General features: G+C 65.2%; 15 protein-coding genes and 3 tRNA genes. 11 read left to right on the forward strand and 7 right to left on the reverse strand.

All coding sequences use genetic code 11. From position 1 onward, the window contains the following. Positions 1–7 precede the first annotated feature (7 nt). Complete coding sequence (gene wzm, locus GLP40_RS04685; RefSeq protein ID WP_456094000.1) at positions 8–865, reverse strand: galactan export ABC transporter permease subunit Wzm/RfbD; 858 nt, start codon at positions 863–865, stop codon at positions 8–10. Between the two features lie 245 nt (positions 866–1,110). Next, on the reverse strand, positions 1,111–1,707 hold the full coding sequence (locus GLP40_RS04690; RefSeq protein WP_154786574.1) for a bacterial proteasome activator family protein: 597 nt from the start codon (positions 1,705–1,707) through the stop codon (positions 1,111–1,113). A gap of 324 nt (positions 1,708–2,031) precedes the next feature. Here GLP40_RS04690 and GLP40_RS04695 point away from each other — a divergent pair, with 324 nt between their 5' ends. Next, the gene (locus GLP40_RS04695) at positions 2,032–3,237 is read left to right on the forward strand and encodes a cysteine desulfurase-like protein (RefSeq protein WP_154786575.1); all 1,206 of its coding nucleotides are present in this window, start codon (positions 2,032–2,034) and stop codon (positions 3,235–3,237) included. Here the strand turns inward: GLP40_RS04695 and GLP40_RS04700 are convergent. Next, positions 3,234–4,226, reverse strand: a complete 993-nt coding sequence (locus tag GLP40_RS04700; protein WP_154786576.1) for an NAD(P)H-quinone oxidoreductase — start codon at positions 4,224–4,226, stop codon at positions 3,234–3,236. The genes GLP40_RS04695 and GLP40_RS04700 overlap by 4 nt on opposite strands. A gap of 360 nt (positions 4,227–4,586) precedes the next feature. Between GLP40_RS04700 and GLP40_RS04705 the strand changes: the two genes are divergently transcribed. The 4 genes from GLP40_RS04705 (at position 4,587) to GLP40_RS04720 (ending at position 8,471) form a co-directional block, all read left to right on the forward strand. Continuing rightward, positions 4,587–5,756, forward strand: a complete 1,170-nt coding sequence (locus GLP40_RS04705) for a lactate 2-monooxygenase (protein ID WP_154786577.1) — start codon at positions 4,587–4,589, stop codon at positions 5,754–5,756. 434 nt (positions 5,757–6,190) lie between these two features. After that, positions 6,191–6,275, forward strand: a tRNA-Ser gene (locus tag GLP40_RS04710). 61 nt (positions 6,276–6,336) lie between these two features. Next, the gene (nicT, locus tag GLP40_RS04715) at positions 6,337–7,398 is read left to right on the forward strand and encodes a Nickel transporter NicT (RefSeq protein ID WP_196054526.1); all 1,062 of its coding nucleotides are present in this window, start codon (positions 6,337–6,339) and stop codon (positions 7,396–7,398) included. A 23-nt stretch (positions 7,399–7,421) separates the two neighbouring features. Further along, the gene (locus GLP40_RS04720) at positions 7,422–8,471 is read left to right on the forward strand and encodes an alpha/beta hydrolase (protein WP_328289691.1); all 1,050 of its coding nucleotides are present in this window, start codon (positions 7,422–7,424) and stop codon (positions 8,469–8,471) included. A 119-nt stretch (positions 8,472–8,590) separates the two neighbouring features. Here the strand turns inward: GLP40_RS04720 and hisC are convergent, their stop codons facing one another. Beyond that, complete coding sequence (hisC, locus tag GLP40_RS04725; RefSeq protein ID WP_328289692.1) at positions 8,591–9,691, reverse strand: histidinol-phosphate transaminase; 1,101 nt, start codon at positions 9,689–9,691, stop codon at positions 8,591–8,593. A 167-nt stretch (positions 9,692–9,858) separates the two neighbouring features. On the opposite strand from hisC, the gene GLP40_RS04730 reads away from it, so the two are divergent. From GLP40_RS04730 to GLP40_RS04740, 3 genes are all read left to right on the forward strand, one after another. Then, positions 9,859–10,554: a dienelactone hydrolase family protein gene (locus GLP40_RS04730; RefSeq protein ID WP_154786578.1), complete on the forward strand. Its 696-nt coding sequence runs from the start codon at positions 9,859–9,861 to the stop codon at positions 10,552–10,554. An 88-nt stretch (positions 10,555–10,642) separates the two neighbouring features. Further along, positions 10,643–10,732 (forward strand) — tRNA-Ser (locus GLP40_RS04735). A 36-nt stretch (positions 10,733–10,768) separates the two neighbouring features. Further along, positions 10,769–10,841: transfer RNA gene (locus tag GLP40_RS04740), tRNA-Arg, on the forward strand. 411 nt (positions 10,842–11,252) lie between these two features. On the opposite strand, the gene GLP40_RS04745 is transcribed toward GLP40_RS04740, so the two are convergent. Beyond that, entirely contained in the window at positions 11,253–12,641 is a 1,389-nt protein-coding gene (locus tag GLP40_RS04745; protein ID WP_328289693.1) for a lipase family protein, read from the reverse strand. A 617-nt stretch (positions 12,642–13,258) separates the two neighbouring features. Beyond that, on the reverse strand, positions 13,259–14,443 hold the full coding sequence (locus tag GLP40_RS04750; RefSeq protein WP_154786579.1) for an alkane 1-monooxygenase: 1,185 nt from the start codon (positions 14,441–14,443) through the stop codon (positions 13,259–13,261). Between the two features lie 541 nt (positions 14,444–14,984). On the opposite strand from GLP40_RS04750, the gene GLP40_RS04755 reads away from it, so the two are divergent. The 3 genes from GLP40_RS04755 to GLP40_RS04765 all read left to right on the forward strand — a co-directional run bounded on the left by GLP40_RS04755 (position 14,985) and on the right by GLP40_RS04765 (position 19,384). Then, complete coding sequence (locus GLP40_RS04755) at positions 14,985–15,290, forward strand: DNA polymerase family A protein (RefSeq protein WP_154786580.1); 306 nt, start codon at positions 14,985–14,987, stop codon at positions 15,288–15,290. A 1,512-nt stretch (positions 15,291–16,802) separates the two neighbouring features. Next, entirely contained in the window at positions 16,803–17,789 is a 987-nt protein-coding gene (locus GLP40_RS04760) for a hypothetical protein (RefSeq protein ID WP_154786581.1), read from the forward strand. 206 nt (positions 17,790–17,995) lie between these two features. Next, complete coding sequence (locus GLP40_RS04765) at positions 17,996–19,384, forward strand: acyl-CoA dehydrogenase family protein (protein ID WP_230329237.1); 1,389 nt, start codon at positions 17,996–17,998, stop codon at positions 19,382–19,384. Positions 19,385–19,932: 548 nt separating this feature from the next. Here the strand turns inward: GLP40_RS04765 and GLP40_RS04770 are convergent. Further along, complete coding sequence (locus GLP40_RS04770; protein WP_154786582.1) at positions 19,933–20,211, reverse strand: hypothetical protein; 279 nt, start codon at positions 20,209–20,211, stop codon at positions 19,933–19,935. Positions 20,212–20,383 lie beyond the last annotated feature (172 nt).

The raw sequence follows: 20,383 nt of genomic DNA on the forward strand, positions 1-20,383 counted from the left end.
TGAGCCTTCACACCCAGTAGGGGACGCGGGAACGGAACTTCTTCATAGCCAGTATCGCGATTATCCAGCCGACGACGGTGATGGACAGCACCACCACCCAGCTGCGCAGGTGGATCGGGTCGCCCAGCAGGGGCGCGCGCACGATCTCCAGATAGTGGAAGGTGGGGACGAGTTCGGCCAGCTTGGCGCGGTCACTCGCGGTGCCCGACAGGGCCGAGGTCTTCCACATGACCGGGGTGAGGACGAACAGCATGAGCGTGGTGCTGCCCAGGATCGGCGCCAGATCGCGATAGCGGGTGCTGAAGATGCCGAACACGATCGTGACCCAGATGGCATTGAGGAACAGCAGCATCAGGCCCGGAATGGCGAGCAGGCCCGACCAGTGCAGATGCCGCCAGATGCCGAAGGCCGCCACCATCACCACATAGATGATCAGGTTGTGCGCGAAGAACAGGAACTGCCGCCACACCAGGCGATACACGTGCACGCTCAGCGCCGAGGGCAGCTGTTTGATGAGGCCCTCATTGGCGATGAAGACATCCGAGCCCTCGAGGATGCTGGCGTTGATCACATTCCAGACGATCAGGCCGACGGTCACATAGGGCAGATAGGAACTCAGCGACTGCCCGAACAGCGTCGCGTAGAGGACGCCCATCGCGGCCGCCTGCAAACCGGTGGCGATGGTGATCCAGAACGGTCCGAGCACGGACCGTCGATAACGCTGCTTGATGTCCTGCCAGCCGAGTGCCAGCCATAGTTCACGCTGGGAGAACCCGTCGCGGAAATCCTTGAATGCGCGACCGAAGGACTGGGAGTCCGACACCAGTGGCACCGGTTCATTGTCCGGGCGCACGTCGGTCGTCACCGAGTCGGGGGGAGCAGCAGCAGGCACAGCACCCGACCTTAGCTGAATGAATTTGCCGTCCGCTTCGCTACGGGCGGGTTCGCGGCCCCGAGGGTGTCGTTCGTCCCTCGTCCAAGGCGCAGATCCATGGAGTCGTTCGTTTCCCCGGCACCCGGACGGGGACCTATCGAGCCGCGGTCCGGAACGAGAACTCCGTCTCTCCGCGCTTGCGCCGCGAACCACCGGCGTACGCCCTCCGAAGTGCGTCAGAGGTACTGGCCGCCGCCCGGATTCTGCTGGGTGCGCAGGTCGCCGTGGCTCATGCCCGGCGGAAGCGCCTGACGCATCTGCTCGAGCTGGGCGCGGGCCGCCATCTGCTGGGCGAAGAGCGCGGTCTGGATGCCGTGGAACAGGCCCTCCAACCAGCCGACCAGCTGGGCCTGGGCGATGCGCAGTTCCGCGTCGGAGGGGACGGTCTCGTCGGTGAAGGGGAGGGCCAGCCGCTCGAGCTCCTCGCGGAGTTCCGGCGCCAGACCGGTTTCCAGTTCGCGGATGGAGGTGCGGTGGATCTCGCGCAGCCGGGTGCGGGAGGCATCGTCGAGCGGCGCGTGCCGGACCTCTTCGAGCAGTTGCTTGATCATGGTGCCGATTCGCATGACCTTCGCGGGCTGCTCCACCATGTCGGCGAGCGACTCCTCCTTGTCGTGAGAGCCGTCCGAATCGCCTGAATGATCCTCACCGGCAACCGGTCCGGCGATCTCCACCGGCTCTCCGCCGATCTGCGCCGCCGCCGGGATGAACAGCGGCTTCCCCTCGGGACCGATCACGACGATGGATTCCGGAACCTCATCCGATTGCGTCATAGCCCCATCCTGCCGAATACCAGCCGAACCCGCTAAACCACCATCCCGGTTCGCAGCGCGCGCTCGGCCGGAATGACGCGTGAAACATGCCGAACGTCCGTTCCGATGTCAAGGCCGAGCGGCAGGACTCGGTGGTTCGCGGCCCGTCCTGGACTGGACCGCTGCTTGACGGACCTCCGTCTCGGCGGAGCGGAGGAGGGAGGACCGGGACCTTCGACTCCATAGACCTGCGCCTCGGCCGCGAACCCTGCCGGAGCGCAGCGGAGGCGACCAAACGCCGCCTACCGTTACCCTGTTGTGCCCTCTCCCTTTAGAGTGGCCACCATGACTTACGACGTCGCAAGGGTGCGGGGCCTCATACCGTCCCTGGGCGACGGCTGGATCCACCTCGACCCGCAAGCGGGCATGCTGGTCCCGGATTCGGTATCCCGGGCCGTCTCAACAGGTTTCCGGACCTCCGCCTTCTCGCACAGCAATCGGCACGGCGCTGCCAAGCGCAGCGCCGCGATCCTGGAGGCCGCGCGCGAGGCCGTCGCCGATCTGGTCGGCGGCGATCCGGCGGGCGTGGTACTCGGCCCGGATCGTGCGGTGCTGCTGGCCTGGCTGGCCGAATCGCTGAGCTCCCGGCTGGGTCTGGGCACCGGGATCGTGCTGTCGCGTCTGGATGACGAGGCCAATGTGGCACCGTGGCTCCGCATCGCGAATCGCTATGGCGCGCACGTGCGCTGGGCGGAAGTGGAGATCGAGACCTGCGAAATGCCGGCCTGGCAGTTCGAGGAGCTCATCGGCCCCACGGCCCGGCTGGTGGCGCTGACCGCCGCCTCACCGATCGTGGGCTCCGCGCCCGCGGTGCGGGTGGCCGCGGACCGCGTGCACGAGGTCGGCGGTCTGCTGGTCGCCGACTGCTTCGGCGCCGCGCCCTACGCGCTTCTCGACATCGACGAGCTCAACGCCGACGTGATCGCGCTGAGCGCGCCCGCGTGGGGCGGTCCGCAGATAGGCGCGCTGGTCTTCCGAGACCCCGCGTTCCTGGACCGGATCCCGTCCATGTCGCTGAATCCCTATGCCAAGGGTGCGGAACGCCTCGAGGTGGGCGGGCACCAGTACGCTCTGCTGGCCGGCCTCACCACCTCCATCGACTACCTGGCCTCGCTCGACGAGGGCGCCAAGGGCACCCGCCGGGAGCGCCTCGAGATGTCGATCACGTCCCTGCAGGACTATCACGATCATCTCTTCGAGCACCTGATGGCGGTGCTGGACACCATCCCCAACCTGACCGTCATCGGCCGCGCCTCCACCCGCATCCCGACGGTGAGCTTCACCATCTCGGGCATGCAGGCGGAGAAGGTCTCGGCCAAGCTGGCCGACGCCCGCATCGGCACGCTGAGCGGATCCCACGGCGGCAGCCGCCTCCTCGACGCCCTGGGCGTCAATGACGAAGGCGGTGCCGTGACCATCGGACTCGCGCCCTACACAACGATTTTCGAGATCGACCAGCTCGGCCGCGCGCTGGCGGCGCTGGATACCTAGAGCTCGCGGATCCGCAGGATCACCTTGCCGACCGTCTCGTCGGAGTCCAGCAGCCGGTGGGCTTCGGCGGCGGCGGTGACCGGAACCTCGGCCGACACCACCGGCACGACGGTTCCATCGGAGATGAGCGGCCACAGGTGGCGGCGCAGCTCGGTGATGATCTCCGCCTTCGATCCGCGCCCGGTCTCGGGCCGGCGCCGCAGATTGGTGGCGTGAATCGAGCCCCGCTTGCCCAGCAGCACAGCCAGATTCAATTCCGCCTTCACCCCGCCCTGCATGCCGATCACCACCAGGTGCCCGTCCTCGGCGAGCGCCTCCACATTCCGCTCCAGATACGCCGCGCCCATATTGTCGAGAATGATGTCCGCGCCGGGATATTCGCTGCGCAGCGCGGTCACGAAATCGTGCTCGCGGTAATTGATCAGCACCGTAGCGCCCAATTCCGCGCACCGGTCCAGCTTGTACTGCGAACCCGCGGTGACCGCGACCCGCGCGCCCAGCGCCCGCGCCACCTGGATGGCGTGCGTGCCGATTCCGCTGCCACCTCCGTGAATCAGCAGCAATTGTCCGCTGTGCAGGCCCGCGGTCATCACCAGGTTGGACCAGACCGTGGCCGCCGCCTCCGGCAGCGCGGCCGCCGCGGCCACGTCCAGTCCCTCCGGCACCGGGAGCAGCTGGGTGGCGGGTGCGAGCACCCGCTCGGCGTAGCCGCCGCCGGACAGCAGCGCGCACACCGGATCACCCGGATGCCAATCCCGCACCCCCGGACCGACCTCCGCGACCCTCCCGGACACCTCGAGGCCCAGGATCTCGCTGGCCCCGGGCGGCGGCGGATAGAAACCCTGCCGTTGCAGCAGGTCCGCGCGGTTCACCCCCGCGGCCACCACATCGATCGCAACCTCGCCCGGTCCGGGCGCGGGCAGATCGTCCACCTGCGCCCATTTCATGACCTCGGGCCCACCGAAACCGTCGAGCGTCACCGCCTTCATGCGGTGAAGATTACGTTCTTCGTCTCCGGACAGCCGTAGCAGATGCGACGGGATGATCACTTGGCATGTCCTCGGCGTTGGCCCAGCGTCCTCTCAGCATCGGCCGTCACCGTGGAGTCATTCGAAAGGAGATTCCATGATCACCACCCTCGCCGTCCTCGGCGGCATGGTCATCCTGGCTGCTATGGCGATGTCCGGATTCGTCGCGACCGATGCGCCGCGCGCCTTGGTCCGCGTCCGTAAGCGCTGATAACTCAGTACGTCCGGTAACTCAGCACGTCCGGGCCGTAAGAAGTTACGCCCGGGAAAGTGAGTTCGACCCCCTCCGCGCCGGGGTGGAAGGTACTAGCGTTCCGGAGCATGAGCAGTTTCGTCGATTTCCAGAACGAGATCTATCTCTCCGGCCTGGCCGGCACGGTCCCGGCGCTACCGATGACGGCGGCGGGCCTGGAAGAGCGGGCTCGGGAAGTGCTGGATCCGGCGGCCTTCGCTTATGTGGCGGGCAGCGCATCGTCGGAGCGCACCGCGCACACCAATCTCGCCGCTTTCGAGAAATACCGGCTGCTGCCGCGCATGCTGCGCGGCGCGAGCGGTCCCGGCGCGCGCGACCTCTCCGTCGAGGTGCTCGGAACCCATTTGGCCGCACCGATTCTCACCGCGCCGATCGGTGTGCTGGGCCTGCTGCGGGAGCGCGGCGAGACCCTGGTCGCGGAGGTCACCCGGGAACTGGGCATCGGCATGTGCCTGTCCACCGCCGCTTCCTCCACCATCGAGGAGGTCGGCGCGCGCGCCGGCGACTGGTGGTACCAGCTGTACTGGCCCGATGACATGGAGCTGGCCCGCTCCTTCGTCGAGCGCGCCGAAAAGGCCGGAGCCAAGGCCATTGTCGTCACCGCCGACACCCCCAGCCTGGGCTGGCGGCCGCGCGATCTGGCGCTCGGGCACCTGCCGTTCCTGCAGGGCAAGGGCATTGCCAACTATCTGTCCGATCCGGTCTTCCGCGCCAAACTCAGCGCCCCGCCCGAGGAGAGCGAGGAGGCGATGCGGGCGGCCGTACTCACCTGGGTCGGACTGTTCGGCAATCACAATCTGCGTCCGGCCGATATCGCTCGGCTACGCGACTGGACCGAACTTCCCATCGCCGTGAAGGGCCTGCTGCATCCCGACGACGCCCGCCAGGTGGTGGACGCGGGCGCGGACGCGGTGGTGGTGAGCAATCACGGCGGCCGTCAGGTCGACGGGGCCGTGGGCGCGCTGGACGCGCTGCCGACCATCGTGGCCACCGTCGGCGATCGCGCGGATGTGCTGTTCGACTCCGGAGTCCGCACCGGCTCGGATGTGATGATCGCGCTCTCTCTGGGCGCCAAGGCGGTCCTCTACGGCCGCCCCTGGGTGTACGGTCTGGGACTGGCCGGGGCCGACGGCGTGCGTCACGCGCTGCGCTGCCTGCTCGCGGATTTCGATGCCGCCATGGGGCTTTCGGGTTGCGGCAGCCTGCACGATCTGAGCCGGACCATGATCTCGTCCTAACGGGTTTAGGCCGACCCGGCGGAAGGAATCCCCGCTCTGGGAACCGTTCGTCCGGGCCGCCGAGTTGAGCAGGGGGCGATCAAACGCCGTCACAACAGGGAGCCGCGGCCGGAGGCGGACCACGGCCGACCCGAGGTGGCTCACCCCGAACAGCAGTGCGCCTGAGGCCCATATGGGCGGCAGCCAGCGGGCCGCGGGGCCGCGGTCCTGGATCTGGTGAATCTCGCCGCCGATCACCACACTGGTTCAGGGTCGGACCTTGCCCGGACTGACATGAACTCGAAGGTTCGCGTCCGTCTCGATTCTGGACCGCGCTTCGTCTCTCTGCGCTTGGAGCGGGGGAGCGGTGCGAAGGACGGATCGAGACCTCGCGGCCTAGAACCTGCCCGGAGCGGAGCGTAGGGCAGACTGGACACTGCTACGATCAATCGCCTGGAAGCGTGGCAGAGCGGCCGAATGCACTCGCCTTGAAAGCGAGCGTCGCGAAAGCGACCGGGGGTTCAAATCCCTCCGCTTCCGCTGAGAACCCGCAGGTGGATAAGACTTTTCGAATCCCCGGCGGGGTCGTCATCATCGACGGATGAGGGTGCCGGTGCGAAGCTGGATCGGAATGGGTCTGGCCGTCCTGGCGCTGCACGTCCTCGGCTGGGGCACGCTACTGCTGTTCGTGGCGCCCGGTCATCACGTGGTGCGGGGCTCGGTTTTCGGTGTCGGACTGGGCATCACCGCTTACACCCTCGGCATGCGGCACGCCTTCGACGCCGATCACATCGCCGCCATCGACAACACCACGCGAAAACTGGTGGCCGAGAACGGCCGCGCCAAGTCACACACGGTCGGATTCTGGTTCGCGCTCGGGCATTCCAGCATCGTGTTCGCGATGGTGACGCTGCTCGCGCTCGGCGTGCGGGCGCTGGCCGGGTCCCTCGAGGACGAGGGGTCGACCCTGCACCGCTGGACCGGGCTGTGGGGGGCCAGCATCTCGGGGGCCTTCCTCATCGCCATCGGTCTGCTGAATCTGGTGTCCCTGGCGGGCATCTGGAAGGTGTACCGGCGCATGCGCGGCGGCGACTTCGACGAGGCGCGGCTCGAGCGCGCGCTCGAGGAGCGCGGCCTGCTCAACCGGGTGCTCGGGCCGGTGGTGAAGCTGGTACGCGCACCGTGGCAGATGTACCCGGTCGGGTTGCTGTTCGGGCTTGGCTTCGACACCGTCACCGAGGTCGGCCTGCTGGTCGTCGCGGGCGGCGCGGCCGCCACCCGACTGCCCTGGTACGCGATTCTGGTACTGCCGCTGCTGTTTTCGGCGGGCATGGCGCTGTTCGATTCCCTCGACGGCGCGTTCATGAGTTATGCCTACGACTGGGCCTTCGCTCGGCCGGTGCGCAAGATCTACTACAACCTGGTGGTCACCGGACTGTCGGTGGCGGTGGCGCTGCTCATCGGCACCCAGGAGATCGTCTCCATCTTCGTCGAGAAGCTGGATATCACCTCGGGCTTCGTGGCCTGGATCGGCAATCTGGATCTGGGTGGCCTGGGCTACATCATCGTGGGACTGTTCGTGCTCACCTGGGCGGTGGCGCTGGCGGTGTGGCGTTTCACCGATATCGAGACGCGCTGGGAACGCGATCTGGCCTCCGATTGACGGTTTCTGGTAAATGTGGCTGGGTGGCCAGCCGTCGCATCACGAGTCGCCTGATCGGTGCCCTGGCGACCGCCGGGTTCCTGACCGGTGCGGTGACCCTCCAAGCCCCTCCGGCTTCGACCGATCCACCCGTCGAGACCGGCTCCAACGAGGAATCCGCTCCCGGTGTCGACCCGGTGCATCCCCCGCAGGCCCGCATCGACCGGGTCGAGCCGATCTCCGAGAACTTCCTCAGCGTCTTCGTCGCCTCCCCCGCCATGGGCCGCACCGTCGAGATCCAGGTGCTGCTCCCCGCGCACCGCGACAGTCCCCGCCCCACCGTCTACATGCTCGACGGCCGCAGCGCCTCATCCGATGCCAACAACTGGACCGTCCGGGCCGGCGCGTTGCGCTTCTTCGCCGACAAGAACGTGACCGTGGTCTTCACCCTGGGCGGGCCGGCCAGCTACTACACCGACTGGCGGCACAGCGATCCGAAGCTCGGCACCAACCGCTGGGAGACCTTCCTCACCCGTGAACTGCCGCCGCTCATCGACGCCCGCTTCGGCGGGGACGGCATGAACGGCCTCGAGGGCGTCTCCATGGGCGCTGAGGCCGCCATGATGCTCGCCGCCCGCAATCCGGGCCTGTATCGCGCGGTCGCGGCGCACAGCGGCTGCTACTCAATGAGTTCCGATTTCGGGCAGGCGCAGGCGCGCGCGGTCGTCGGGACCTTCGGCGGGGATCCGGACAATATGTTCGGCCCGTCCGACGATCCGCAGTGGGCCGACCACGATGTGCTCGCGCACGCGGAAGCCTTGCGCGGCAAGGCCATCTATCTCTCGTCGGGCAGCGGGCTCCCCGGGGAACACGACACTCCCGACAATCCGGACCTGCGCAACGCGGTGCTGTTCGGCGGCCCCATCGAGGCGGGCGCCGATATGTGCACCCGCCAGTTGGCCGACCGGCTGGCGCAATTGGGGATTCCGGCGACGGTGAACCGCCGCCCGACCGGGACCCACTCCTGGCCCTACTGGGCCGACGAACTGCCGCGCTCCTGGCCGACCATGGCGGCGGGATTGGGCATCGGGTAGTAGGCCGTGTCCCGGCGTATGCCCGGGCGACGACGTATTTCGCAACCGTTGAGACAACCCACCGGCTATGTACGAATCGCTCGGCAATCGCCGGCACGCGTTCTCGGGGCCGGAGGCTCTCAGCCGTGCGCTTGATCCCCGCGGACGCGGAATCGCGCGACGGTCGCCGGATCGGTGGCGAAGCGCAGGAAGGCGTCGTTCTCGTGCGGGTCGCCCGCGGTGACGCGTACGCCGTCCGCGCCGTAGGGGCGGATGATGACCCCCGCGTCGGTACTGGCCGCGCCGTACTCGGCACTGCGGTCGCCCAGCGGCAGCCAGACGAAGTTGGACTGGCTCACCGGCACCCGGTAGCCCGCCGCGATCAGCGCTTCCCGCATGCGATCCCGTTCGGCCACAACGGCATCGGTGCGCTCGAGCAGCTCGTGCCGCGCCTCCAGCGAGGCGATGGCCGCGGCCTGCGCCACCCGGCTCACGCTGAAGGGGATATGCACCTTCATGAGTGCGGTGATCACCTCGGGTGCGCCGACCGCGTACCCGACGCGCAGGCCCGCCAAGCCGTACGCCTTCGAAAACGTGCGCAGCACCAGCACATTCGGGCGGGTGCGGCCCAGCTCGACGCCATCGGGGAAGTCCTCCGCGGGCATGCGCAGGTATTCGAAGTACGCCTCGTCGAGCACCACCAGGACATCCGAGGGCACCCTGTCGAGAAACTCGACGATCTCCGCCCGGCCGCGGGCGGTACCGGTCGGATTGTTCGGATTGCACACGAACACCACCCGGGTGCGCGGGGTGATGGCCGCCGCCAAAGCGTCCAGATCGTGGGTGAATTCATCATCCAGAGGCACCTGCACCGCCCGCGCGCCCGCCACCCGGGTGACGATCGGGTACGCCTCGAACGAGCGCCACGCGAACAGCACCTCGTCCTCGGGATGGCAGCAGGTGATCTGCACCAGCTCCTGGCACAGCGCCACACTGCCGCAGCCGGCCGCCACGTTCTCGAGCTGCACGCCCAAGAAATCCGCGATGGCGCCGCGCAATTCGATGGCGTGGTTGTCCGGATACCGGTTCGACAGCTCGACCGCCTCGGCAATGGCCTTGGTCACCGACGGCAGCGGCGGGAAGGTGGTCTCGTTGCTGGCCAGCTTCACCGCGCCGGGGTGGGTCTTGCCGGCGACGTACGCCGGGATGGCATCGAGGTCCGGGCGAATGTGCGCGCTCACCCCTCCACCCTATGTCCCGTCCGCGGGTGGACGCCCGCGGGTGTCGCCTGGTTTGCCCGGACTGGGACCGCGGGCGTCCGAATGGGACTCGGCCGGAATATGTCCGGGATATCGGGCCCCAGAAAAAGATTTATCTCGTTTTTACCTGGCACAACTACAGTGGCCCTATGTCGGGGATCTATCGAGAGCTGGCCCCTGTGCACGATACGACCACGGTTCCGCTCACCGTGCTAGAACCCGAGGGGCATGCGCGCGGCGGCATAGTGGTGTTGCACGAATCACGTGAATTCAATGACCCATTACTGGAACTGATGCGCGCGCTCGCCGACGACGGCTGGACGGTCCTCGCGCCGGACCTCTTCCATCGCCCCGCGGGCGGCACCAACACCCCCGACCGAGTCTTCGGCGACGAACTCTTCGCCGATTTCGACGCCTGCTTCGAGTGGCTCACCCACCACGGCGTCTTCCGCGACTGCATCGGCGTCCTCGGTTTCGACTCCGCGGGCACCGCCGCCGCCCTGGTCGCCACCAACCGTCGCATCGGCGCGGCCGTGAGCGTGGCCGCCCCCGGCATCGAGACGCCGCTCACCCCGCAGGCCGTCCCCCTCCTCGCCGCCGCTCCCGCTTTCCAGACTCCCTGGCTCGGCCTCTTCGGCGAGGACGACCCCCTCACCCCGCCCGACCAGGTCGAGCGCCTGCGCGAGGCCGCCGCCCGTGCCGACGTAGCCACCCTCGTGGTCACCTACCCCGGCCTCCACCACCGCCCCGACCAGCCCGGCTTCGACCCCGCCGACCTCGACGACGTCACGGTCCTCGACGCCCAGACCAGAATCTACGAATGGTTCGATTCGTACCTACGCTGACCAGCAGATTTGGTCTATCGGTCACCCGCTGTGTAATCTTCTGTCCCGGCGGTTCGAAAGGAACCGGCGCCCTCGAAGAGGGGCACCAGGAGGCGTGCCAGAGCGGCCGAATGGGACTCACTGCTAATGAGTTGTCCCTTCACGGGGACCGGAGGTTCAAATCCTCTCGCCTCCGCCACCGCCCGGTACGCCGGGTACACATTTGAATAGCCATGCGCCCGTAGCTCAACGGATAGAGCATCTGACTACGGATCAGAAGGTTGGGAGTTCGAGTCTCTCCGGGCGCGCTTCGAAAGGCCCCTCTCAGCAGCGAATCGCGAATGAGAGGGGCCTTTCTCGTTCACATTGCAGCTCCAGTTGTAGCTCGCGGAGACCCTGTACGACGACACCTCGATTTCGCCGGCCCAGCGCGGTCTGTTGGGGTGCGATGGCGGGACCAGGCCCGGCATCCGCTGATTGTCCAGGCGTGGAGTCCCCGCCGGATGGGTTCTCGACACAAGATCGCGTCTGCCGGGGACTCCACGTGATCGCCGATCCTGTCGCGCTCGCCGTTTCCCGTGGGCTGGCCGGGTAGATGTTAGGGTTGTCGGCCGCTGAACGGCGGGCGCGAGGCACCCTGCCGCCATAAGTCGGACGTCACCACAATGCCTTTCGCCGGCGAAGTCGCGACACAGCGGTATGGCATCGTCAACCCAGCCTCAGCGCGGCGCAGGGCATTCGCTCGGTGCCGGTGCGCTACGCAGCCGTTCATTGATCCAGCCGTCGAGTCCGGGATGGCCGGTGACGTAACCGATCAGGTGCTCGCCGGGCACGATGCGGAAGACGGCCGGAACACCGCGGCTGCATTGTTCGTCGTACATCCGTCGAGCGTCCTCGATGGGAATCCAGGGATCGGACGCACCGTGGTAAATGTACAGCGGTACACCCGACTTCCGATTCGTCAGATTCAGCTGGCCGTACAGCTCTTGGGCAATCGGGCTGTCGAGCGAGTTGGCGATATTCGTCGCGACGTCCATCGGGATCCCGACCACGCCCAGCGGCCCATCGGCATCACCACACATATCTCGCATCGAAGAAGTCGCCACCACTTGCGCGAGATGGTTCATGTACTGGAGCATCTCCGGATGTTCGCGCGCTATCGCAAGCGACACCGACATGAGGATGCCGGATGCGATCCAGCCGTTGAAGCGGTGGGCCATGTTCGCGTAATTGGTGACCAGTCCACCCGAGGCGACGCCCGCTAGGACATTCGACAGGTCTGGCGCGTACTCGGTTTGCAACATCGCAGTCGCGTACGAGGCGATCGCTCCGCCGGAGTAGCCGATGGCCACATAACGGCTGTCCCCGAACTCGGCCGACAGGGCGTTGCGGACGGCGCGTATAGAGTCGAGCATCACGTGCCCGGCCACATTCGGCTCGGCATATGCCATCAGCGGGCCCTCGTGGTCGGGCAGGAGAACCGCGTGTCCCTCGTCGAGGGCCGACCAGATGGACGGTAGAAACCAGGCGAGATCGGTGTTGGGCCTGTCGAGTATGCCGTGTGAGAGCTGATAGCCCGGTGTGCAGTGCATCCCGAGTGCGTTGATCGGCACGGCATTCACCTCTACCGGGCGGGGACCCGGACCGTTCCATTGGGCCGCCGGGATGATCAATGTCGCGGTGCCGAAGGAGGGTGCGCCCGTCGCCGAGGTGGAGCGGAACTTCAACAACACCGCACGCCCGATCGGTGTCGCCATATGCTGGCCGGCCGTCGCTGTCACATCACGTGATTCGATGATCTGCCCGGGACTCAGGTCGGCGAGATTCGCGGGCCATTCGTCGAAGGTCGGATCCCCTGTCGCGGGCGACAACACCGCACGCCACAATGCCGCCTGTTGATCACTGGCGGATTGTAGCGGATCTGCAGGCAACAATGGCGCCGGTATGTTCTCGTTGATCCAGTTCTGAAGCGGGGAGGATAGGGGATTCCCGGGTACCGGTGGCGCCGCAGGCCCGCTGTACGGACCCTGGTCCGCCCGAGCGGGCTGATTGCCCAACAACACACAACCGACAAGAACGGAAACTGCAACGGTCAGGAACGCTCTCACAAGCCCACATCCTTTACTTGGACGAAGCTGCCGGGAGTATTGCCTATCGCAGGGCGATGCGAAATGACTTTATCAAGGGTCTGTGGTCGCGCGTTCGTTGCCCGGGTACCTTCGATCGCATACGGTTCGACAACGCGTTCGAGATCAACGAAAATGACGCGTTTACTCGCTGATGGCGGTTCACCGTTGCCGCCACCGAAACCAGTGCGTTTCTCCAGCGACTGGCAATCGAATACATCAACCCCCGGGGAACGCACGCGAATGTCGCGGCGAGATCACCGATGAACTCGAGGATCTCGAGACCTGAACGTAGCAATACCTCAACGAGCGAGACGTCCTCCGCCAGTGCGGTTTTCGCGCAAAATATTCCACACGACGCACCGAGACGCGATAGAAGTCCAGGAGGCGATCAGAGCATGCCCCTGTTCGACCCCCTGGCATCATCGAACCGAGAGATTCACTCGCACACCATTGTTTGTCATTGAAACTGGTTGCGGGCTCGTGCTCGGCGCTCGGCGATCGAGCACACTCCACTGGTGTACGAAGCATTTCTCGACCCGGACATCCGGCAACCGCCCAGACGACCGGGAGAGGTCGGCCGTACACAATGGACCCGGTCATGCGGTGGCGGCATCGCCCTGACTTGCCAGAATTGTGTTGCGTTTGCGCGGGTGGATGTTGGCGCGGGTGATATCGCCGGCGTAGTGCGCCAGGACCCGGGGATCCATCACATGCCGCCACAATGGCGGTATGGCCGCGAGCACAATCATGGTGGCGTAGCCGGCTGGAAGCTGCGGTGCCTCAGCGGAACTACGCAATGTCTGGTACCGCCGTCCCGGATTGGCGTGATGGTCACTGTGTCGCTGCAAATGGAACAGGAAGATATTGGTGACCATCCGGTCGGAGTTCCAGCTGTCGGCCGCAGAGCAGCGAGCCCAGCGGCCACTGGGCAGCCGCCGCCGCAACAGTCCGTAGTGCTCGACGTAATTGACCGTTTCCAGGAGTCCGGCCCCGATCACTGCCTGCAGCAGCAGGTAGGGCAGCATGGTCGGGCCGAACGCAAGCAGCAGCGCCGCATACAACACCAGCGTCATCGACCAGGCCTGCAGAATGTTGTTGTGAACGGTCCACCACGGTAAGCCCTTGCGCTGCAAGCGTCCCCCCTCCAGCCGGAGCGCCGAGCGGAATCCGCCGATCACGCTGCGCGGCAGGAATTCCCATAACGACTCACCCAACCGGGCGCTGGCCGGGTCTTCGGGGGTGGCGACTCGGGCATGGTGGCCCTTGTTGTGCTCGACGTAGAAGTGCCCGTACCCGGACTGGGCGAGGGCGATTTTCGCCAGCCACCGCTCCAGATGTTCTACGCGATGTCCGAGTTCGTGCGCGGCATTGATCCCGATCGCGCCAACGACACCGACGGTGGTGGACAGACCGAGTTTGTCGATGACGCTGAGTTCGTGGCCGGACCACATCTGACTCGCGATCACCAGGCCGGTCAGCTGAACCGGCAGGAACAGATATGTGCACCATCGGTAATACCGGTCGTTGGACAGCAACTCGTAGTCCTCGTCACGTGGATTCGTGCCGTCCTCGCCAACCAGCCAATCCAGCGCGGGTATCAGGATCAGCGCGATGATCGGCCCGATCCACCACAGCACCCCCCATCCGGTCCGCACCACCAGCTGGGAAGGCAACAGCGCACAGGCGGGAGCGATCGACCCCAGTACCCATAGGTACCGTTTGGTATCCGGCGAAGCCGAGCGTTTGCCTGCCCAATGCACGTTTCTGAAGGCTGGCTTCATCAGTATGTCCTTCCCAGTAGCAGCCGCCGCAGCCGTCGATCAGTGTCGAATTGTTTTTCAGCCGTCGCCGGGTCCGAGCGAATTTGTGCGAGCCGCAAGCACACTGGCCGGATCCCGCCTATTCGAATCCGTCACGGCCCAATTCGTGATGATCTTGGTTCCCCTGTCGGCGCTGACCCTGAACTACCGGCCCCGCCATGGACTATGAAGCATAGCGGGTGCGTGTCCCCATGCGCGGACGACGTCGAGCCCCGCGAACGCAATCGGGCGAATAGGAGTATTCAGCCCGGGTTGGGATTCTGAAGTGTGATGACTTTCGTTCTGTTTTTGCCTCCATCGCCGACCGCATGTGAATGTTCGAAGTCAAGTACAGCGCTGGCGTGGGGATTCGGTCCTGTCTGAAGACTCTTCGATCATCGGCGTGTCCGGTTCAATACAGTGCTTTCCGCACGCACCCGTCTTCAGCGGGACAGGCACGCCGAACTGCGGTGATCCGGGCACCCGGCGGTGACGAATGCCTGTCATGACCGACTTGATCTCCATGGATGCCGGCGCGGTGACGGGGAACCTCGACGATCTCGGCGCGGAAAGGCGCCGGCAATTGCTCGACACGGCTGCCCAGTTTCGTGCCGCGGCCTGCCGAACGATCGGCCGGCCGGTCGACCTCGATTCCGAATCAGACCTGCGGACGGTGCTTTTCGACGAGCTGGGCCTACCGCCGACTCCCGGCCACGCCACCGACACGACCGCGCTGTATGTCCTGCGGGACGAGCATCCACATTCATTCCTGACCTACCTGCTCGCCTACCGCGCCATCCGCGCAATCGGCGGCGCAATCACTTTGTAACGACACACATCCCGACCCGAAGTTGTGGAACGCACACGCGCCGGAGTCGGAGCCGGTCGCGCGTGCTATCCAGGCCCGGTCCGGCAGTTCACAGTCGACGAGGCGATCTCGATGAAACCACCACCGCGGGCTGTATGGGCGAGACGGATGAGGGTGCCCGCCTGGTGCGGCCGCTTGCGGTTCGCATTGCCATTGCCGCTGGAGAGGCATGCGCCGCTGGAGCTGTTATTAGCTTTCGGTTCGATCGCGACGCGGCTGAGCCGCCGGCAGGCAAGACCCACCGGCGGTCCAGCCCCCCTTACCGTTTGTGGTGATTTCTCAGTTGCGGTCCGTGTGGTTGCCCGAGTTGTGATGGCAGCCCGGTACTTCCATTGACGTCCCTGAAGCCCGCCGCCGACCGGCCTGAGGCGTTCGTTTTCGTCCGTTATCGAATTCGCGCAGCGGCTCGGTGTCCGAAGGATTCCCGGTCGGTCGTCAATCGCTACCGGCCCGCGCCCGAGCGCCTGATCACGAACACCATCGCAGTTGTCGAATCGAGCGAGCCACGGCTAATCTAAAGGCAAGCGCTGCAATAGTTTTCGCTTATAATAAAGCCGACCGTCCAGCGGTGCTCCGATGTGATCGCCGCGCAGGTAAGGTCTCCGACCCGAAGGATTCCGCGTGTAGGGGTCGAGTCTTGTACCGCCGCAGCTACGACAAGACCATTTCGTTTGTTTCCGATTAGGCGGCGGTGTTGAAGCCCGCGTGACGGGGCTCGCAACCTCATCGCCAGATCTGCATCGGTTCCGATGGCAACCTGGCCGGCCCACGATCCCGGCCGACTATGACCGAAGGTGCGCTCACCCCACCCGAAATCCTCGAGCCAGCGGTCGGCGGAGAGATGGTCGTCGACCGCGACTCGGGCAAACAATCTGAATACGGACAAAAGCGGATCGGAGATGCGTTGCCCTGCAACGGGGCAAAGGGCTTAATGGAAAGAGCGGGCCATCAATCGAGTTGGGCAACCATCCGGTGCAGTAGAGGAAACACCGTCGCGGCAAAGGAGGTAGTGCAATGCCTACCATCACCTCTCTCTCCCCCACCTCGGCTCGCACGACGGGAGGTACGAACGATGTGTCGTGTATTGGCTCCGCGGGTCCTTTGACCGTGCGGCTCGGTGCAACCATGACCACCTCCACCGCCGGCTCGGATATGTAGATCATGGCGATCGCCTCCGCCGACTCGGTCGAACCGTGCATGTCACGGTCGGCGCCTCGGAGGGAGCCGGCAACAGGTCCGTTGTATTGGCGTACCTGCCTTGAACAACATCGGGCCCAGCCGAGGGGCCGGTGCATGCGGTGCCATGGTCCGGCCTCACCGGGACTGGCCTGTGGATCGCCAAGAGGGGTACTGCGTCCGGGTTGTCTCCGGACATCGTTGACGGCCCAGCCGGGCTGCGGTTGTCGGTCGAGTCGCCGCCACCAGGGTGGTGGTTGCAGGGGTTAGGGGGTTTCATTGGCTACCGTCCTGAAGATGCTGCTGGCGGAGCGGCATCTCAAGAGCCACGCGGATTTTCTGTCTGCCTACGATCGGTGTGCCGCACAGCTCGATCCTCCCGTCCCTCCAGGGTATGGGCCAGCGAAAACACAGTTCTATCGGTGGCTTTCGGGCAGGATGGTCGGGCTTCCCCGCGACTATCACTGCCGGGTGTTGGCCAAGATGTTCCCCGGCTGGACGGTCGAGGAATTATTTCAAATGGCAGAGGCCGCACCGACAGTCGCTCGAGCACACGAGTCGAATCGTCTCGGAGCGGATGTCGAACTCGGGGAATTCCTTGGGGCTGAGATGATCACCAGCGGGATTACTCTCGTCTACCCGACCTTCGAGCTACCTTTGCGGCCTGTGCAACCATGCCGGCCGGCCGAGACACCCTATCGATGCACATTCGGGAGGAAAGTCCGAGCATTTGCGGCCGACCATCGCTCAGACGTTCTGGTTGCCTTGCCGCAGACCGAAATTCGGGGACTGCTATACGTATTTTCTGTCCTCCAGCGCCACACCGCTGAATCGATTGAGATCCGCAGCGACCGGGACATCGTCGCGGATAGCGACCGCCCCTACATCAGCTTCGGGCTGACCTGCAATGACTGCACGCGTATGTACCTCGAAACCGTCGAGCGCCCGCTGTTCACTCTCAACGGCAGTGGCGCTGAGAGTGGTTCCCATTTCGAGCAACTGGAATTGACAGACGGTAGTCGGTACGACTCGAGCGCGGATCACAACGTCGGCGTCATCGCGCGGGTGCGGCCCAGTCCGGAGCTGCACCCCGGTCGCTACTGGATATTCTGCGCCGGCTTGGGCCCGCGTGGTACCACCGGGGCAAGCTGGTATCTCGCCAACTCCTGGACTCTCCTGCAGCGACGTGCCGGCGATCGCGAGTTCGTCGCAGTGGTAGGTGTCGGTGAGAAGTCCGACGGCGCGGTCCAGTTGGAGCACATGCTGATCGAATCGACGTCCTGATGCAGGCCCTATTCCATTGTGTCTCAGAGTATTTCCGCGACATAAGTATTCTGGCGATGCCGCAGCCAACTCGACGCCGGCATACGCTTGATAGACATTCGCTCAGCAGTGCAACTACTGGACATATGACGAACAGTGGCTCGCGCGCGGTCAGTCGGCGACAATTTTGATAGTTGATTGCTGTCCAATAACCCGATTATCGGGGCATGGGTTGGTTTTTCGACCTGGTCGTCGACGTCGGAAACTGGCCAGCCGATCACCTTCCCGGTGAAATTCGCGGACTCGCTGTCGCACCTGCCGGTACTGCCTTTACCAGGGCGTGTACTGTGTCGCAGGAAATCACTGCCCATGTGCTGTATTCGGATGTCGTCGGTGCCGGCGAAGTCCTGTCGCCCATTGCCGGAGAGTGGATTTCGTTCCACCGCGCGAGTCGTACAGCCGATTCCACAACTCGATCGGGGAGCATTGCATTGGACTTCACCATGAATGAGAGTCAAGATGCTGTTGCTGAGCTTGTCGTGAGTTTGCTGGAACGTGATAGCGCGCGCGATATCGCACTATGGCCCAAGCTTGTGGACAGTGGGCTGCTTTCGGTAGCGCTGCCACAACGCTATGGAGGAGACGGTCTGGGGCTCCTCGAGGTCTCCGCCATGCTGACCGAGCTGGCCACTGACGCTGTCCAAGTGCCGGCGCTGACAACCTTGGGCTTCGGGGTGCTGCCGTTACTGCGTTCGGCGCCGGAATCTCTGGCAGAGAAGGTCTTTCCCGCAGTCGCTGACGGTGCAGTGCTCACCGCGGCGCTCAATGAACCCGGTGCGCCGTTCGCGATGAAGCCCGAGACCACCGCGACCGTTGACGGCAACACGGTCCGCATCCGAGGGCGCAAGGTCGGCGTGCCGTACGTGGACCGAGCTCGGTGGATCCTGGTCCCGACCGATTCCGGCCTTGCCGTCGTGGATGCGGAGGTGCCGGGTCTCGAACGTGCCCAGAGCCCGTCCGGGACCGGAGCGCCGGAATTCTCGCTGTACTTCGACGACGCGGAGATTCCCGCTGAACAACTGCTGTCCGGTGGCATCCCGGAGCTGTACCGGTATGCGCTGGCGACGATAGGTTCTGTGGCTGATGGACTGCTGAAAGGCATCGTGACGCTGGCCACGGAACACCTCCGAATCCAGGACGGGGTCTCGCGCGAAAATACGCTGGCGGCATCTCGGACGATTGCCGATATCTGTATCGCATCCCGTGCACTGCACGCAATCGCGCAGTCGGCGAATTGGGCGCTCGCGCAGAACGATGACAGCGCAGAGCATCACGAACGAGTCGACAACGGTCTCGATGTGCTGGCCTACTACGTCGCCTCCGAGCTACGCGCGACCATCCGGATGTGCCATCATCTGTATGTAGCCGACATCGCTACCGCGCATCCGCTGCACCGCTACTATTCACAGGCTGCGGACCTTGCCCGCTGGCTCGGCGGCACATCTTCCGGCTCGGTCGGTCTGAAAGACAGATTTTCATCGGTGGCTAAGACTTCGGACCGGTCAAGTGAAGGGATCTCGACCGGGCGAGCGATTGCTGATCCAGCGGTGGTGTGAGGGGCCCGAGTTTTGTTGTGGCGGAGGGTACCGAGGTCGATTTGCGACGAACCTCGATGCCCTCCAGTCCTCGCTCCAGGTCTACGTCGATGGCCGGCTCAGATGGTGCAGGTAACAGCGTGGCATATACCTACGTGTGACGGCCGGCGAGCTCATCTCGACAGTCGCTCCGAGCTGAGGGCGTCGCCGTATCAAAGTTCTCGGCTCAATCGTGCAGCCTATTGCGTACCTGAGCGTGTCGACGTAGAAGGAGGCACCGCAGCCGCAGCGCTTCCGCACGCGCGGACTCGCTCGATTCTCGCTACCGCCGTCGCCGCCGGTTGTCTCCGTCTGGTGTCACACCTCGTGCGTTCGGGCCGGCGGTGTGCACACACCGCCGGCCCGAACGCACCGCAGGGGACATCACCTTGCCCGTGCTCGCCAGGACTCCGCTGCCGCGCCGAATTCCCTCGCGATAAAAGAGAATCGAACCTACCTTGTCCTGCTGTGTGCGCGGCATCGCTGGGGTGTGGCGATGGTGGTCAGCGGACGCGGCGGTTTCGGGCGGGTCAGAAGCTCAGGATGAGTGGTTGGGTTCCGTCGGGGCACGTCGCGGAGAGTCTGCGACTACTGAACGGCTCGAGCAGGGTGCTGGCCGGCACCGAGATCCCGGTCGCACATACCGCCGTTCCGATGACAATCTGCGGCGCAGAGGTGGTGTTTGCGCAAGTCATCCCGGCGCAGATCACGCCAGCTGGCGGAATCGCAGCCGCCGACGGACCGGCACCGAGCGCACCAGCGGAAATCGCACCCGCCACCGCGGCGACGGTGAATGCGACACGCCTCATTTCTCTGTTCCTTTCGTCATGAGTAGCAATTCAACAGCAATCAGCTGCCGCGGCAGCATACCCGCAGCTTTGCGTTCAACTCACCAGGCGCGCCGCATATCAGGTGTATCCAGCTCTCACGCACCGGGAGCTGTGTCCCATTCCTGGCCATTGCACCGATCCGGTGTGCGAG

The sequence above is a fragment of the Nocardia aurantiaca genome (genome assembly GCF_009708175.1).
GTDB lineage: Bacteria > Actinomycetota > Actinomycetes > Mycobacteriales > Mycobacteriaceae > Nocardia > Nocardia aurantiaca.